Origin of the sequence: Enterobacter sp. DTU_2021_1002640_1_SI_PRY_ASU_LCPMC_013, from assembly GCF_032389435.1 — a bacterium.
In the GTDB taxonomy this organism is placed as follows: Bacteria; Pseudomonadota; Gammaproteobacteria; order Enterobacterales; family Enterobacteriaceae; genus Enterobacter; species Enterobacter hormaechei_C.
In genome coordinates, this window is record NZ_CP135594.1 from 4426610 (window position 1) to 4441836 (window position 15227).

Consider the following 15227-nt stretch of genomic DNA (forward strand, 5'->3'; position numbering starts at 1 on the left):
CTGAGCGTGGGAAAATTGCTGGCGCAGATTGTAGCGGAAATCTGCACCCGTGTACCCTTAAGCTTAAAAAAACTCAGAGCATATCGCTAGTCTGGATGAAAAATGCCGATCACTTGCTCTTCTTTGCGAACGTGATCGCGGGCTTCTTTGTCGGCCTCACGCATCTGGTGACCGCACTTAACACATTCAACGATATCGATATTATTTTCACGCCACATGGCCAGCGTATCTTGCGCCTGGCAGGAAGGGCATTTTGCGCCCGCGATAAAGCGTTTACGTACAGCCATCTTTCGTTACCCTTTATTCAAATTCATCCCAGCCGTCGAGCTGGCGTCGTTCCTGTTGCATCTCACGCTGGAAGATCTCCTCCAGTTCACGACGCGCTTCCCGCACGCGGGAGATCTGCGCCGTGTCGCTGTGCACGGGCATCAGTTCACGCAGCATTCGCATATCCAGCCGACGGAAATGCATCTGGGCGCGTTGCGCCTGGTGAGGATGCATGCCCAGCGAAACCAGCGCCTTGCGTCCCAGCTCCAGCGCGCTGGAGAAGGTTTCGCGGGAGAAGTGTTTCACACCCGCCTGCAAAAGTTCGTGAGCCTCCACACGTCCACGCGCACGCGCCAGAATATGCAGATGCGGGAAATGCTGCTGGCACAGCTCCACCAGCTTCATCGTGTCTTCCGGATCGTTGCAGGTGATGACGATGGACTCCGCAGCCTCTGCCCCCGCCGAGCGCAACAGCTCAAGCTGTGTCGCATCGCCGTAGTACACCTTATAACCATATTTGCGCATCAGGTTGACGGCGCTGATATCGCGCTCCAGCACCGTGATGCGCATTTTGTTCGCCATCAACAGGCGACCAATCACCTGTCCGAAGCGACCAAAGCCCACGACGATCACCTGCGGTTTATCATCTTCCACCCACGGCGCTTCGTCTTCATCGTCTGCGGGATTCAGGCGGCGCGACAGCAGTTTGTCCACCAGCTTCATCAGCAGTGGCGTGGTCATCATCGACAGCGTGACCGTCACCAGCAGCAGCGCCATCTGGTCATCTTTGAACAGCTTCTGAGACGACGCCGTGGAAAACAGCACAAACGCAAATTCTCCACCCTGGCTTAACACGCTGGAAAACTGCATTCTTTCCGAACTGCGCAGCCCGTAAATCCTCGCGAGGAGATACAGCACCAGCGTTTTGACCGCCACCAGCACGGCGACACTCGCAATAACCCACAGCAGATGGGTATAGAGCACGCCAAGATTAAGCGCCATACCCACCGAGATAAAGAACAGCCCTAGCAGCAGCCCCTTAAACGGATCGATGGCGGTCTCCAGCTCGTGGCGGTACTCGCTTTCCGCAAGCAGCACCCCGGCGATAAACGTCCCAAGCGCCATCGACAGCCCCAGCGCATCCATAAACAGCGCTGAGCCAAGCACCAGCAGCAGCGTTGCGGCGGTGAATACCTCGCGCACGCCGGATGCGGCAATAAACCGGAACACCGGACGCAGTAAAAACCGTCCGCCGATCAGCATCCCCGCGAAGGCCAGCACCTTCATGGAGATCTTCATCCAGTCGAAATGATCGTCTCCGGAGCCCGCCAGCAGCGGCACCAGCGCCAGCGCCGGGATCACCGCTAAATCCTGGAACAGCAGCACCGAAAAACCCAGCTGCCCCGCCTCGTTGCGGTTCATCCCTTTGTCGCGCATCAGCTGAAGCGCCATCGCCGTCGACGACATCGCAAGACCGATCCCGCCAATCACCGCGGCCTGCCAGGAAAACTGCGTCAACATCAGCAGTCCCGCGAGAATGGCCGCGCTGAGTAACACCTGCGCCGCCCCGACGCCAAAAATAGATTGCCGCAGTTGCCACAGCTTGGCGGGGTTCAGCTCCAGCCCGATGATAAACATCAGGAAGACCACGCCCAGCTCGGAGAAGTGGAGAATTTCATCCACATCGCTAATAAACCCAAGCCCCCAGGGGCCAATGGCGATCCCCGCCAGCAAATAGCCCAGCACCGCGCCAATGCCGAGACGCGCGGCAAGCGGGACCGCGACGACGGCGGCAAACAAAAACAGCACCCCGGCAAGGAGTAAATTCGAACCGTCCATTAGCGTCCTCCCGCCGGAATCGGTGACGCCAGCCATTCGCCATAGGCCCTGGCATGGCTCGCCAGCGCTTTCGGATCCTGCCGCCGTGCCCAGTAGATAATAATCGGGCTCATCCAGTGCATACGGCACATCGCCGCCGTCAGCTCAAACGGCCGCAGAATGTCGCTCATGGGGTAACGGTTCAGCCCGTCGTGACGGTAAGCGCTTTCCGGCTCACCGGTGGTAATGACACTCCGCCAGTACTTTCCCGCCAGCTGGTTGCCCCCCACCCCGCTGGAGAAGCCCCGGCTCAGCACGCGGTCCAGCCACTCTTTGAGCAGCGCCGGACAGCTGTAGGTATAAAGCGGATGCTGGAACACAATCACGTCGTGCTGACGCAGCAGTTCCTGCTCGTAAGGGATATCGATAAAAAAATCAGGATAGTGCGCGTAGAGATCGTGCACCGTTACGTTACTGAGCTGTGTGGCCGGCTTAAGCAGCACCCGGTTCGCCACCGAGTCCTGTGATTCCGGATGGGCATACAGCAGCAGCACTTTCGCTGTCTGAGACATCACTCCCCTCCCGGTTCTGTTTTTGTGTATTGTTGTCGTTTTGGGCTACCATGGCGGCCCGGTGGGGAAAATGGCCCACACCTTACATTATCATAATGACAAATTAACATAGTCGGAACATACGGCGCTTCTATGATTGTTTTCTCCTCGTTACAAATTCGTCGCGGCGTGCGCGTCCTGCTGGATAACGCGACTGCTACCATCAACCCGGGCCAGAAAGTGGGGCTGGTCGGCAAAAACGGCTGCGGTAAATCCACCCTGCTGGCGCTGCTGAAAAACGAGATAAGCGCGGATGGCGGTAACTTTACCTTCCCGGGCAACTGGCAGCTCGCCTGGGTGAACCAGGAGACGCCCGCGCTGAGCGAACCCGCGCTCGACTATGTTATCGACGGCGATCGTGAATACCGCAAGCTCGAAGCGGAGCTCAACGCCGCCAACGAACGTAACGACGGCCACGCCATCGCCACCGTCCACGGCAAGCTGGACGCCATCGATGCCTGGACCATTCGCTCCCGCGCCTCCAGCCTGCTGCACGGTCTGGGCTTCAGCAACGAACAGCTTGAACGCCCGGTGAGCGATTTCTCGGGCGGCTGGCGCATGCGCCTTAACCTGGCGCAGGCACTGATCTGCCGCTCCGACCTTTTGCTGCTCGATGAACCAACCAACCACCTCGATCTTGATGCGGTTATTTGGCTGGAGAAGTGGCTCAAGAGCTATCAGGGCACTCTGATTCTGATCTCCCACGATCGCGACTTCCTCGATCCGGTGGTGGATAAAATCATTCATATCGAACAGCAAAGCATGTTCGAATACACCGGCAACTACAGCTCTTTCGAGCGCCAGCGCGCAACGCGCCTTGCCCAGCAGCAGGCGATGTATGAAAGCCAGCAGCAGCGCGTGGCGCACCTGCAAAGCTTTGTGGATCGCTTCAAGGCCAAGGCGTCAAAAGCCAAGCAGGCGCAGAGCCGCATCAAGATGCTGGAACGCATGGAGATGATCGCCCCGGCGCACGTGGATAACCCGTTCCACTTCAGCTTCCGCGAGCCGGAAAGCCTGCCAAACCCGCTCCTGAAGATGGAAAAAGTGAGCGCGGGCTATGGCGATCGCATTATTCTCGACTCTATCAAGCTCAACCTGGTGCCAGGTTCACGCATTGGTCTGCTGGGACGTAACGGCGCCGGTAAATCGACGCTGATCAAGCTGCTGGCGGGCGAGCTTAACCCGGTCAGCGGAGAAATCGGCCTGGCGAAGGGCATCAAGCTGGGCTACTTCGCCCAGCACCAGCTGGAATTTTTACGCGCGGATGAATCGCCGATTCAGCACCTGGCCCGTCTGGCGCCGCAGGAGATGGAGCAGAAACTGCGCGACTACCTCGGCGGCTTTGGCTTCCAGGGCGATAAGGTCACCGAAAACACCGAGCGCTTCTCCGGCGGCGAAAAAGCGCGTCTGGTGCTGGCGCTGATCGTCTGGCAGCGCCCGAACCTGCTGCTGCTCGATGAACCGACCAACCACCTCGATCTCGACATGCGTCAGGCGCTGACCGAAGCGCTAATCGAGTTCGAAGGCGCGCTGGTTGTCGTCTCGCACGACCGCCACCTGATTCGCTCCACCACCGACGATCTCTATCTGGTGCACGGAGGCAAAGTGGAGCCGTTCGACGGCGATCTGGAAGATTACCAGCAGTGGCTGACGGACGTGCAGAAGCAGGAAAACCAACCGGAAGAGTCAGCGAAAGACAACGCCAACAGCGCCCAGGCGCGTAAAGACCAGAAGCGCCGTGAAGCGGAACTGCGCACCCAGACGCAGCCGCTGCGTAAAGAGATTGCCCGTCTCGAAAAAGAGATGGAAAAGCTCAACGCCACGCTTGCTGCCGTCGAAGAGAAGCTGGGCGACAGCGAACTGTACGATCAGAGCCGCAAAGCGGAGCTGACGGACTGTCTGCAAACTCAGGCGAAAACCAAATCCAGCCTCGAAGAGTGCGAAATGGCATGGCTGGACGCGCAGGAACAGCTGGAAGCGATGCTGCAAGCCGACTAACACGCCGGGAGGGTTATGGGCTTCGATACCACGAGCGAGATTACATTCCGTAAGCTCAGCATCTTCATGACGTTCATGGAGAAGGGCAATATCGCACGTACCGCCGAAACGCTCGGCCTGAGCGGTGTCAGCGTGCACCGCGCGCTGCATACCCTCGAAGAGAACGTCCGCTGCCCGCTCTTTGCTCACAAAGGGCGTAACCTGATTGCCCTCCCCTCCGCGTGGACGCTGCTGGAGTATTGTCAGGAGGTGATGCAGGTGATGGAGCGCGGGCTGGAAGAGTCGCGCAAGATCGCCGGTATCGGCCAGGGACGGTTGCGCGTCGGCACGCTCTACTCGCTGACGCTGGAAACTGTGCCGCGCCTGATAATGGGCATGAAGCTGCGCCGTCCGGATCTGGAGATGGATCTGACGATGGGCTCGAACGAAACCCTACTCCATATGCTGGATGAGGGATCGCTGGATGCGATTTTAATCTCTATTTCCGAAAGCGATATCGACCGTAACAGCCTCGAAGTGCTTCCTCTGTTCCATGACGATATTTTCCTTGCCGCACCGGCCTCTGCCACGCTGAATACCAGCGGCCCCGCCGATCTGCGTGATTATAAAGATCAGAAGTTTGTCGCCCTCGCGGAAGGGTTCGCCACTTACGCCGGGTTTCAGGAAGCGTTTCATATCGCCGGTTTCGAGCCGGAGATTGTGACGCGCGTGAACGATATCTTCTCGATGCTGAGTCTGGTGCAGGCGGGGGTCGGGTTTACGCTGATGCCGGGCAGGATGAAGAAGGTCTACGAGAATTCGGTGCAGCTACTGAAGCTGGCGGAGCCGTACCAGATGCAGCAGCTGATTGCGATCGTCTTTGCCCGCAACCGCGAGCAGGATCCGAGCCTGCGGGCATTGGCCGCGGAAGGGCGGATGTATGCCAGAAGTTTGCAGGACGGAGCCTGAGGCCTTGCCGGGTGGCGACGCGTTGCGTCTTACCCGGCCTACAAAATAATACAACCGAACCCGTAGGCCCGGTAAGGCGCAGCCGCCACCGGGCAAAAAAACTCATGCACGAAGCCGACCCGCCAGATGTACCGCCACGTCTACCCCGCTGCGCTCCAGCGAAATGGATTCGCCTTCCCACGCCGCCTGCCGCGTCAGACAGGTCAGGATGCCCCCTGGCGGCATCTCAATCGCCAGCCGCGCTTCACGCTCATTAGCGGAAATCACCGCCTCCTGCCAGCGCACGGTTCGCGCCATATTCATCGCCAGATCGTCGGCAATTTTCTCCGGCTGCCAGAGCACGCGTCCGGTACTGCCGCTCAGGTACGCACAGCGCGGACGTGAAAGCGTGACCGAATTAAATGCTGCCACCAGCTTCTGCGCCGGTTCCGCCAGCAGTTCACAGTGCGACGGTACGCTCACCGCCAGCCGCTTAGCCTTGCTCGCGCCTTTTGCCAGGGCGCGCTCCGCCACCTGCGCCATGCCGTCATCGGTTCCGGCAATCACGATCTGCGTTTCGGCGTTCAGGTTAGCAATATAGGTTCCTGTCCCCTGAATCAGGTTTTCCACCTGGGGCAGGGTCAACCCCATAATCGCCGTCAGGCCGTAACCGTGCGGGTAAGCCTGCTCCATCAGATCGCCGCGCAACGCCACCAGCTTCAGCGCGTCCGTAAAGTCCAGCGCACCGGCGATAACCGCCGCAGGATAAGCGCCAATGGACAGCCCGCTGACGATATCCGGCGACACGCCGCGACGTTCCAGCTCGCGCGCCCACGCCACGCCGGCAATCAACAGCGAAAGCTGAACCGCACGGGTGTGGGTTAACGAGCATGCGCTGTCCAGGGTATCGACTTCCGCCCCCAGCACAGCACGGGCCTGCTCCAGCTCCGTTCCCGGCAGGTTTTGCAGCATACCTTCATGCTGTGTGCCCTGCCCCGGAAAGGTAAACAGTATTTTCATTACTCCTCCCTGTGCCATGGATCCGCCACCAGGCGCGGTCCACATTGCGTTTTTAGCAGCGTTTTGCCGTCGCGTAACCATTCCGCCAGCGCGAATCCGCCCTCGGGCGTGTCCACCTGCGTATCCGCCCGGCACAACGCACGGCTGAGCTGAGCCTGCCAGCCAGTAAACGCCTCAGGGGAAACGGCACGCGGGGCGCGGATGAGCAGATCGAGATCGCTGTCGGCGTGGATCACCGGAATGCCGGTCGCCAGCGCGTAACCCGTACTGCCGGTTATCCCCCACGTCCACGGCCACGACTGCTGCGCAAGCTGAAGCGCCACCTGAACCGGCGGCTGAGTGATAAACGGCGAACGCAGCAGGTCGGCGGCAACGCTCAAATCTTCGGGCGACACCACGCGCAACACGTTCTCAGGCTTCACCCATCCGGCCGCCCGCTGGTCGCGGCGCAATCCGCGCACGCCAACGGGAATACGGCCTTCATTATCAACATCACGCCGCACCACTACCGGTAGTCCGGCATGCCAGGCCGCGTCCACCCAGGATTCGGTAATCCCTTCCAGGGCGTCGCGCGCGGTAAGCCAGATGAGGTCGTGTGGGCGTAATGTTGTGGTCATGATTACATTCCTGAAGTCAGCGAGATAAACAGCGGCAGCGACAGGATACACAGTACGGAGCTCAACAGCAGCACGGCTTCAGCATCCGGCGACTGCACGCCAAAGCGGTTACCGAACACCACGCCAAAGAAGCCCGCGGACAGCGCAATCATCAGGATGGCGGTGATCGCCACAGAACCGTGCAGACCGAAGATTAAAACGATACCCCAGGCGATCGCTGGCTGGATCAGCAGCTTGGCGATAGTGGAAGTGATCACCATGGTGTTGATCTGAAGTTTACGCGCGGAGAGGATCACCCCGGTCAGGAACAGCGCCGCAGCGGTCGCAGACAGTCCCAGCGGTTTAATCGCCGCCAGTACCAGCTCCGGCATTTTGATGCCGATAGCGGACAGGATCACACCCAGCAGCGGGCCCATCACGATCGGTTTTTTAATGGAACGCCACATAAGCACCGGCAGCATGGAAAGCGTTGAACCCGAGTTATTGCCTTCGGCGCGGGCTTTCTCACGCTCCAGAATCAGCAGGCAGAACGGGGTCATCAACACTGAACCACAGGCGATGGAGACCGCCACGGACAGTGAGGTTGAAGGGCCTTCGCCTAGCACGCTGCCCAGAATCGGCAGGCCAAGCGCCGCGTAGTTTGGCAGGGCGACGGTAAGCGTCAGCACGGCCGCATCCTGCGGGGATTTTTTAAACACTTTCGTCGCGAGGAAGTAGATGACCGCATAGGTGATCCACATCGCCAGGGTGAGCACCAGGATCAGCGGCGACTGCGCCACGATGCCGGTCCACGGGGTTTGCACGGTGGCGCTGAACAGCGCAGCCGGGAGTGCAAAATCCATCACGAAGATATTCAGCAGGGAAACATTTTTGTTATCGACCATCTTTGCCTTACCGGCCCAGAATCCCAGCAGCATGATGACGAAAATCGGTGCAAGAGCATGAACAATTACGTAAGTCATAAATCACCTGTAGTAAAAAAGTTTAAGCACTGGCGCGATGTTTATTATTTTCAGGATGCAGGTTCCCGCGTGGACGAAACGGGCGCGCCCACGGGGTGATGCATCTGGCAGGTCTCTTTTTACTTACCAGCTGGCTCGCATACGTTCACGTACGAGCGCCGAGCTGCGGCGGTTGTCAGCACCCAGACGGTTTTTCAACGTGGTCTCCTGACGAGCGTCGCTGATGGCCTGTTGCAGGGTGGTTTTCACCCGCGTCAGATCGCTTTCGGTAGGGGCATCCGGATTGCTGATATCCAGCAGGTCGGAAAGCAGCCCCAGCGTGGCGTAGTTGCTGATGTCATACGCCATTGGCGGAATGGTTGCAGCCAGTTTTTCCAGCGCCTCAACGGTACGCAGCGTAATGCGCGCCGCAGACTCTTTGCCCATGGCATGGATCAGCACGCCTTTATCGTTGAAGGCAATCAGACGGTTAGCCTGGTAGCCGTGCGCCAGAAACGCGCCGGACATGGCCTTACCGACGATAAGACCAATCACCGGATGACCCGCCAGCCGCGCATTAGCGTAGGCGGCAGCGGCGCCGGCCAGCGCCTGGTGGATACCAAACGCCTCTTCGCGACGGCCATAGGCCTGGCTTGGGACGTCGATTACCGCCACAATCGGGCGCTTCACGGCTTTATCTGCGTCGGCGGCGACGGTTTCGCTGACCACTTTTGCCAGCGTCCATCCTTCCAGCAGGCCGACTTCACCCTGCGCCGCGCGCGGGAAGTGGTTGTTGGCGTCCGGCACCACGGCGACAAAACGCACCGTTTCACCGTTTAGCTCGCCGTCTGCGGCCTGCACGGACGGGCATAACCCCTCCAGACGTTTCGCGTTCGGGGCCAGAGTTTCCAGCCAGAGTTCGCCACGGCTAATTGCGTTAGTCATCATTTCACCTCCCGGGCAAAAAGCGCTTTAATCTGTTCGGCATCGGCCTGTTTGCGGGTGTCGAAATTCGTCAGACGGTTCAGGTAATCGTCGTAGTTATCGGTGCGATGTTTCGCCGGTACGCCTTTGGCGATGGCTTCGTTCATCGCGGCTTTCACCGCGTTCACGCCGTCGCCCACCAGCGCGTCCACCAGCCCGCTTTCAAAGCGTACTTCGCCGCCGGTCATGCTCCAGATAAACGGACGGTCGCGGGAGTCATACTCTTCAATGCCCGCTTCCTGCTCGATAACCTGCGGACCGTTGAGGCCGAGCCGCGCTTCGCGGGTCACAATCAGGTAGCTGCACAGCGCCGCGGCGATAGACATCCCACCGAAGCAGCCCACGGTCCCGGCGACAATCCCGACGACCGGAGTATAGCGACGCAGGTCAACGATCGCGGCGTGGATATCGGCAATCGCCGCCAGGCCGAGGTTGGCTTCCTGCAAACGTACGCCGCCGGTTTCGAGGCACAGCACCGCCTGAGTCGGAATGCCGTTGCGGTTATCTTCCGCCGCCAGCTCCAGCGCTGCCGCCATTTTGGCGCCGGACACTTCGCCCATGCTGCCGCCCTGGAAGGTGCCTTCAATCGCCACCACCACCGCAGGCTGGCCGTTGATGGTCCCTTTCGTGACCACCATGCCGTCATCGGCCTGAGGAACAATCCCCTGTGGCCCAAGCCACGGAGAGATAATGCCTTCAAACGGATCCAGCAGTTCGCGGTAGCTGCCGTCGTCGAGCAGCGCCTGCGCACGCTGGCGCGCTTTTAATTCGATAAAGCTGCTGTCATCACGCATGGTTCACCCCTTCAAAAACCTGTTCGATACGAATGCGTGCCACGCCCGGCGTCGCGCCGAAGTCGTGGATGGTCAGCTTACCTGCGGGCAGGCTGCTGACGGTTTGCAGGCGGTTGAACAATGCCTCCCAGCGCCCGCGGCTGTTGTCGACGGAGGTGGTGATATCAATGGTTAAGGTCTGGCCCGGTTCGGCGGTGAAAAGCACCTCCATATCCCCGGAACCGACGACCCCTGCCAGCGCCCTGCCGCTTACTTCGCGGCTGGCGGGCACGGTCAATGTGATTTTTTCCATAACATCCTCTTAATGCTTTGAATAGGGCGTTTCGGCGCGGTCAAGAAACAGCGTGGCGGCAAGCAGGTCTGCGGCTCCGCCCGGCGAGGCGTTAAGCGCCAGCATCTGACGGTCTAACCGCGCCAGCGCCTGCTGCCCGGCGAGGGTTGCGCATCCTCCGGCGTTCAGCACCGCACGGGCGCCGTTCTGCATGGCGTCCAGCCCCTCCATGCCGGCGCGCGACAGCACGCAGGTGTCGGTGAGCGAGGTCATGATCGCCATCAGCGCGTCGAGTCTGGCCTGCGTTTCGCTGCTGCCGTTGAGACGGCTGAGGCGAAGCTGCGGCAGCGCGCGCTGCATGATGTGCGGAAACGCCTGCTGAGCCTCTTCACGCGCGCCCGGCACACGGTAGCGGTGCGTAACGCGTAACCCCTTGCTGAACACTTTCGGCGCCGCGTCATCCGGCAGCTTCGCCAGCTGAGCGGCGGTGTTCGCGACGGTTTGCGCCCGGGCATCGCCGCCCAGCATCGCCACCGCGCTCACCAGCAATCCCAGCGCCCAGATCGCGCCACGGTGCGTGTTCACGCCGTCGGTAGCGGCCATCATCTGCCGTTCACCTTCGCGACCAAGGCGGCCAACGGTTTGCCTGAGGGCAATATCCGCCGGACGCTGCCAGCTCTGCTGCGCCAGCGCCTGAAACGTGGGGGTCAGGCTGTGAGCGGAGCGCTCCATCAGCGCAAGCGATAAATCGTGGTGCGCGCCGTTCCCCCGGCTGTCCACCAGACCGGGCTTCGGGCTTAAACGTGCTTCGTCAATCAGACACTGCGTGGCGGTTCGCGCCAGCCATTCGGCACCGCCTTCAACCTGGATCTGGGGCAGAAGTTTCATTACCAGCTCCGGAATTTCGCAGGTGGGTTGTAAAGACCGCCGGACCATTCCACCAGGTCCGCGACGCTACCGGCCGCCAGCAGCGAACGGGTGGCATCGGTGCGGCGAATGCCCATATCTTCCGGATACACAACCTTGCCGCTCTGGCGCAGTTCCGCCACGCGTTTGGCGTCAACGCCCAGACCGATATCGGTGATACCCGCCACGGCGGCGACCATGGCACGACGCTCTTCAAGATCTTTCGCCCGGTAGAGGTAAGCAATCCCCTCTTCCGTCAGCACGTGGGTGACGTCATCGCCGTAAATCATGACCGGCGCCAGCGGCATACCGGAGGCTTTCGCGACCTCAACGGCGTCGAGTTTTTCCACGAAGGTTGGCTTCACGCCCGCCTGGAAGGTTTCCACCATCTGCACAACCAGCTTTTTACCGCGCTGCATCGGGTCAGGCTCGGTGATCATGTTCAGCCAGGCCGGTGTGGCGTGGCGACGACCGTGCGGATCGTGGCCCATGTTTGGCGCGCCGCCGAAGCCGGAAAGACGGCCGCGGGTCACGGTTGAGGAGTTAGCGTAACCGTCGACCTGTAGCGTGGAGCCGATAAACATATCGACCGCGTACTGACCAGCCAGCTGGCAGAAGGCGCGGTTAGAACGCATGGAGCCATCGGCACCGGTAAAGAACACGTCCGGGCGGGCGCGGATATACTCTTCCATTCCCAGCTCGCCGCCGAAGCAGTGGACGCTCTCCACCCAGCCGCTTTCGATGGCCGGGATCAGCGTTGGATGCGGGTTCAGGGTCCAGTGTTTACAGATTTTGCCTTTGAGTCCGAGCTGTTCGCCGTAGGTTGGCAGCAGCAGCTCGATCGCTGCGGTGTTAAAGCCAATCCCGTGGTTCAGGGACTGCACCTGGTGTTCAGCATAGATGCCTTTAATCGCCATCATCGCCATCAGGATATGTTCCTGTTTGATCAGGCGCGGGTCGCGGGTGAAGAGCGGTTCGATAAAGAACGGCTTATCGGCAACCACCACAAAATCAATCCACGAGCCCGGAATATCCACACGCGGCAGGTCGCACTCGTCGTCCACCAGCTCGTTCACCTGCGCGATGACGATGCCGTCGTGGAACGCGGCGGCTTCCACCAGCGCCGGAGTATCTTCGGTACTCGCCCCGGTATAGAGGTTGCCTTTGCGGTCCGCTTTAAAACCGGCAATCAGCGCCACGTTTGGCGATAGGTCGACGTATAAACGTGAGTAGAGTTCGATGTAGGTGTGAATCGCCCCGATTTCGAGCTGACCATCCTCCAGCAGTTGGGAGATTCGCAGGCTTTGCGTACCGGAGAAGGAGAAGTCCAGCTTGCGGGCGATGCCTTTCTCAAAGATGTCCAGATGTTCGCTGCGGCCCACGCTCGGCATGATCATATGCAGATCGTGCACGATTTGCGGGTTCACTTCCGCCAGTGAACGGGAAAGGAAATCCGCCTGCTTCTGGTTGTTGCCTTCCAGAACGACTTTGTCGCCTGGTGCGATCAGTTTTTCCAGCATGGCGACAAGATCGCCGGTTGGCAGTACCTTGCCCTGCACCGGTACGGACGCCAGACGACGCGCTTTCTCACTGCGTCGGGTGTTCCATTGCCGGGTGGGTGTTTGCCCAGATAACATTATTAACCTCCTGATTCAGCACATCATTCTGATTTGCTTAACGTTGAGTAAAGTGTGCGCTCTGGTGAGAAAGGCATCAATTAAGCGTAGAGCCAAATCATTAGCCTGAGAGTAATAATCAAGGTAAATATTTGTGATCGGGATCAGTTCATGTTTCGGAAAAACGGGCTAAACGGGGTACAATTCGGAAGGTATAGTTAATTTCTGACAAGAATCAGCATCGCCCTTATGACCCAAATCATTCCCTCAGACTTCGACATTGCAGCCGAAGAGAGCGCAGAGTTCGTGCCCATGCGCGGTGTGGCTAACCCTCACCTGCAAACCATGCTGCCGCGCCTGATCCGCCGCAAGGTACAGTTCACCCCGCACTGGCAACGGCTGGATTTGCCGGACGGCGATTTTTTGGATCTCGCCTGGAGCGAAGATCCGGATCGGGCCAGACATAAACCCCGTCTGGTGGTGTTTCACGGTCTGGAAGGCAGCCTGCACAGCCCTTACGCACACGGTCTCATTGAGGCGGCGAAAGCCCGCGGCTGGCTTGGGGTAGTGATGCATTTTCGCGGATGCAGCGGCGAGCCTAATCGTCAGAAACGTATTTATCACTCGGGTGAAACCGAGGACGGTACCTGGTTCCTGCGCTGGCTAAGAGACAATTTCGGCGAGGCGCCAACGGCAGCGGTGGGGTATTCGCTGGGCGGCAATATGCTGGCCTGCCTGCTGGCGAAGGAGAGCGACGCCGTACCGCTGGATGCGGCGGTGATCGTCTCTGCGCCCTTTATGCTGGAGCAGTGCAGCTATCATATGGAAAAGGGGTTTTCGCGAGTGTACCAGCGCTACCTGCTCAACCTGCTGAAAGCCAACGCCGCGCGCAAGCTGAAGGCCTATCCGGATACGCTGCCTGTGACGCTGCAACAGCTCAAACGCGTGAAGCGCCTGCGCGAGTTTGATGATTTGATCACCTCGAAAATTCACGGCTTTGCCGATGCGATTGACTATTACCGTCAGTGCAGCGCCATGCCTTTACTGAACCAAATCACGAAACCTACGCTGATTATCCACGCCAAAGATGATCCGTTTATGGATCACCACTCGATTCCGGAGCCCGATCATCTGCCGGCCAACGTGGAGTATCAGCTCACCCAATTCGGCGGACACGTCGGCTTTGTTAGCGGCACGCTGCGTCGGCCCAAAATGTGGCTTGAGACGCGAATTCCCGACTGGTTAACGGCTTATCTGGACGGTAAATAATGATTATTCCCTGGCAGGATCTCTCTCCCGACACGCTCGATAATCTGATTGAAAGCTTTGTCTTGCGCGAAGGCACCGATTATGGTGAACATGAACGTTCGCTTGAACAAAAGGTCAACGATGTTAAGCGCCAGCTTAAAAGCGGCGACGTGGTGCTGGTATGGTCCGAACTGCATGAGACGGTCAATATCATGCCCCGCAACGCGTTTCACGGCTGATCTTTACACTTTTCCAGTCAGGGAGTTGCTATGTCTGCCAGACATCCGGTTATTGCCGTTACGGGTTCGAGTGGGGCGGGAACCACTACCACCAGCCTCGCCTTCCGCAAGATCTTCGCCCAGCTTAACTTACGGGCGGCAGAGGTAGAAGGCGACAGCTTTCACCGCTACACGCGCCCGGAGATGGATATGGCCATCCGCAAAGCGCGCGATCTGGGTAAACACATCAGCTACTTCGGCCCGGAGGCGAATGACTTCGGCCTGCTTGAGCAAACCTTCCGTGAATACGGGCAAAGCGGTACCGGGCAGTCCCGCAGGTATCTCCACACCTACGATGAAGCCGTGCCCTGGAACCAGGTCCCCGGCACGTTCACGCCCTGGCAGCCGCTGCCGGAACCGACTGACGTTCTGTTTTACGAAGGTTTGCACGGCGGCGTGGTGACGCCTCAGCACGACGTGGCGCGCCACGTGGATTTGCTGGTGGGGGTGGTGCCGATTGTTAACCTTGAGTGGATCCAGAAGCTGACGCGTGACATGAGCGAGCGCGGCCATTCGCGAGAGGCGGTCATGGACTCGGTGGTGCGCTCCATGGAAGATTACATCAACTTCCTGACGCCGCAGTTCTCCCGAACCCACATTAACTTCCAGCGCGTCCCCACCGTGGACACCTCCAACCCGTTCGCGGCAAAAAGCATCCCTTCCCTGGACGAGAGCTTTGTGGTGATCCACTTCCGCAACCTGGAAGGCATTGATTACCCCTGGCTGCTGGCGATGCTACAGGGTTCGTTTATTTCGCACATGAATACGTTAGTGGTGCCCGGGGGAAAAATGGGGCTGGCAATGGAGCTGATCATGACACCGCTGGTGCAGCGGCTGATGGAAGGAAAGCAGATCGCGTGAATTGTTTTGCCCGGTGGCGCTGCGCTTACCGGGCCTACGGGCGTGCTTTTGTAGGGCGGGTCAGCGAAGC

At 59.4% G+C, this 15227-nt stretch carries 16 protein-coding genes; 5 read left to right on the forward strand and 11 right to left on the reverse strand.

What is annotated here, in order from left to right; genetic code table 11:
* Positions 1–86: 86 nt before the first annotated feature.
* From RS584_RS21260 to kefG, 3 genes are read right to left on the reverse strand one after another with little or no spacing between them, the layout of a single operon-like run.
* Positions 87–287 (reverse strand): YheV family putative zinc ribbon protein, encoded by a 201-nt coding sequence (locus RS584_RS21260; RefSeq protein ID WP_003861689.1) that lies wholly within the window; start codon positions 285–287, stop codon positions 87–89.
* 13 nt (positions 288–300) lie between these two features.
* A complete protein-coding gene (kefB, locus tag RS584_RS21265; protein WP_032103994.1) occupies positions 301–2106 on the reverse strand; it encodes a glutathione-regulated potassium-efflux system protein KefB in 1806 nt (601 codons plus the stop codon).
* Positions 2106–2657: a glutathione-regulated potassium-efflux system ancillary protein KefG gene (gene kefG, locus RS584_RS21270; RefSeq protein WP_003861686.1), complete on the reverse strand. Its 552-nt coding sequence runs from the start codon at positions 2655–2657 to the stop codon at positions 2106–2108. Before kefG ends, kefB begins: the two co-directional genes overlap by 1 nt.
* Before the next feature lie 132 nt (positions 2658–2789).
* On the opposite strand from kefG, the gene RS584_RS21275 reads away from it, so the two are divergent.
* Together RS584_RS21275 and RS584_RS21280 are read left to right on the forward strand one after the other, a co-directional pair.
* Positions 2790–4694 (forward strand): ABC transporter ATP-binding protein, encoded by a 1905-nt coding sequence (locus RS584_RS21275; protein ID WP_017693878.1) that lies wholly within the window; start codon positions 2790–2792, stop codon positions 4692–4694.
* 15 nt (positions 4695–4709) lie between these two features.
* Entirely contained in the window at positions 4710–5642 is a 933-nt protein-coding gene (locus RS584_RS21280; RefSeq protein WP_062933383.1) for a LysR substrate-binding domain-containing protein, read from the forward strand.
* Between the two features lie 102 nt (positions 5643–5744).
* On the opposite strand, the gene mdcH is transcribed toward RS584_RS21280, so the two are convergent.
* The 8 genes from mdcH to mdcA all read right to left on the reverse strand — a co-directional run bounded on the left by mdcH (position 5745) and on the right by mdcA (position 12791).
* The gene (gene mdcH, locus RS584_RS21285; RefSeq protein ID WP_032649703.1) at positions 5745–6641 is read right to left on the reverse strand and encodes a malonate decarboxylase subunit epsilon; all 897 of its coding nucleotides are present in this window, start codon (positions 6639–6641) and stop codon (positions 5745–5747) included.
* Positions 6641–7258, reverse strand: coding sequence for a malonate decarboxylase holo-ACP synthase (locus tag RS584_RS21290; RefSeq protein WP_017693876.1), 618 nt, complete (start codon positions 7256–7258; stop codon positions 6641–6643). The genes mdcH and RS584_RS21290 overlap by 1 nt, the downstream gene beginning before the upstream one ends.
* 2 nt (positions 7259–7260) lie before the next feature.
* Entirely contained in the window at positions 7261–8220 is a 960-nt protein-coding gene (locus RS584_RS21295; protein ID WP_000222846.1) for an AEC family transporter, read from the reverse strand.
* Positions 8221–8343: 123 nt separating this feature from the next.
* The gene (mdcE, locus tag RS584_RS21300) at positions 8344–9144 is read right to left on the reverse strand and encodes a biotin-independent malonate decarboxylase subunit gamma (protein WP_193041618.1); all 801 of its coding nucleotides are present in this window, start codon (positions 9142–9144) and stop codon (positions 8344–8346) included.
* Positions 9144–9977 (reverse strand): biotin-independent malonate decarboxylase subunit beta, encoded by an 834-nt coding sequence (locus RS584_RS21305; protein ID WP_193041608.1) that lies wholly within the window; start codon positions 9975–9977, stop codon positions 9144–9146. The genes mdcE and RS584_RS21305 overlap by 1 nt, the downstream gene beginning before the upstream one ends.
* Positions 9970–10269 carry a malonate decarboxylase acyl carrier protein gene (gene mdcC / locus RS584_RS21310; RefSeq protein ID WP_000411786.1) on the reverse strand — a complete coding sequence of 100 codons (300 nt, stop codon included), beginning with the start codon at positions 10267–10269 and terminating at the stop codon, positions 9970–9972. The genes RS584_RS21305 and mdcC overlap by 8 nt, the downstream gene beginning before the upstream one ends.
* 9 nt (positions 10270–10278) lie before the next feature.
* The gene (locus RS584_RS21315) at positions 10279–11136 is read right to left on the reverse strand and encodes a triphosphoribosyl-dephospho-CoA synthase (protein ID WP_017384166.1); all 858 of its coding nucleotides are present in this window, start codon (positions 11134–11136) and stop codon (positions 10279–10281) included.
* Positions 11136–12791 carry a malonate decarboxylase subunit alpha gene (gene mdcA / locus RS584_RS21320; RefSeq protein WP_015571421.1) on the reverse strand — a complete coding sequence of 552 codons (1656 nt, stop codon included), beginning with the start codon at positions 12789–12791 and terminating at the stop codon, positions 11136–11138. The genes RS584_RS21315 and mdcA overlap by 1 nt, the downstream gene beginning before the upstream one ends.
* Positions 12792–13019: 228 nt before the next feature.
* Between mdcA and RS584_RS21325 the strand changes: the two genes are divergently transcribed.
* From RS584_RS21325 to RS584_RS21335, 3 genes are read left to right on the forward strand one after another with little or no spacing between them, the layout of a single operon-like run.
* Entirely contained in the window at positions 13020–14039 is a 1020-nt protein-coding gene (locus RS584_RS21325) for a hydrolase (RefSeq protein ID WP_315748588.1), read from the forward strand.
* Positions 14039–14257, forward strand: coding sequence for a YheU family protein (locus tag RS584_RS21330; RefSeq protein WP_014171926.1), 219 nt, complete (start codon positions 14039–14041; stop codon positions 14255–14257). The genes RS584_RS21325 and RS584_RS21330 overlap by 1 nt, the downstream gene beginning before the upstream one ends.
* A 30-nt stretch (positions 14258–14287) precedes the next feature.
* The gene (locus RS584_RS21335; RefSeq protein ID WP_315748589.1) at positions 14288–15157 is read left to right on the forward strand and encodes a phosphoribulokinase; all 870 of its coding nucleotides are present in this window, start codon (positions 14288–14290) and stop codon (positions 15155–15157) included.
* The last annotated feature ends 70 nt before the right edge of the window (positions 15158–15227 follow it).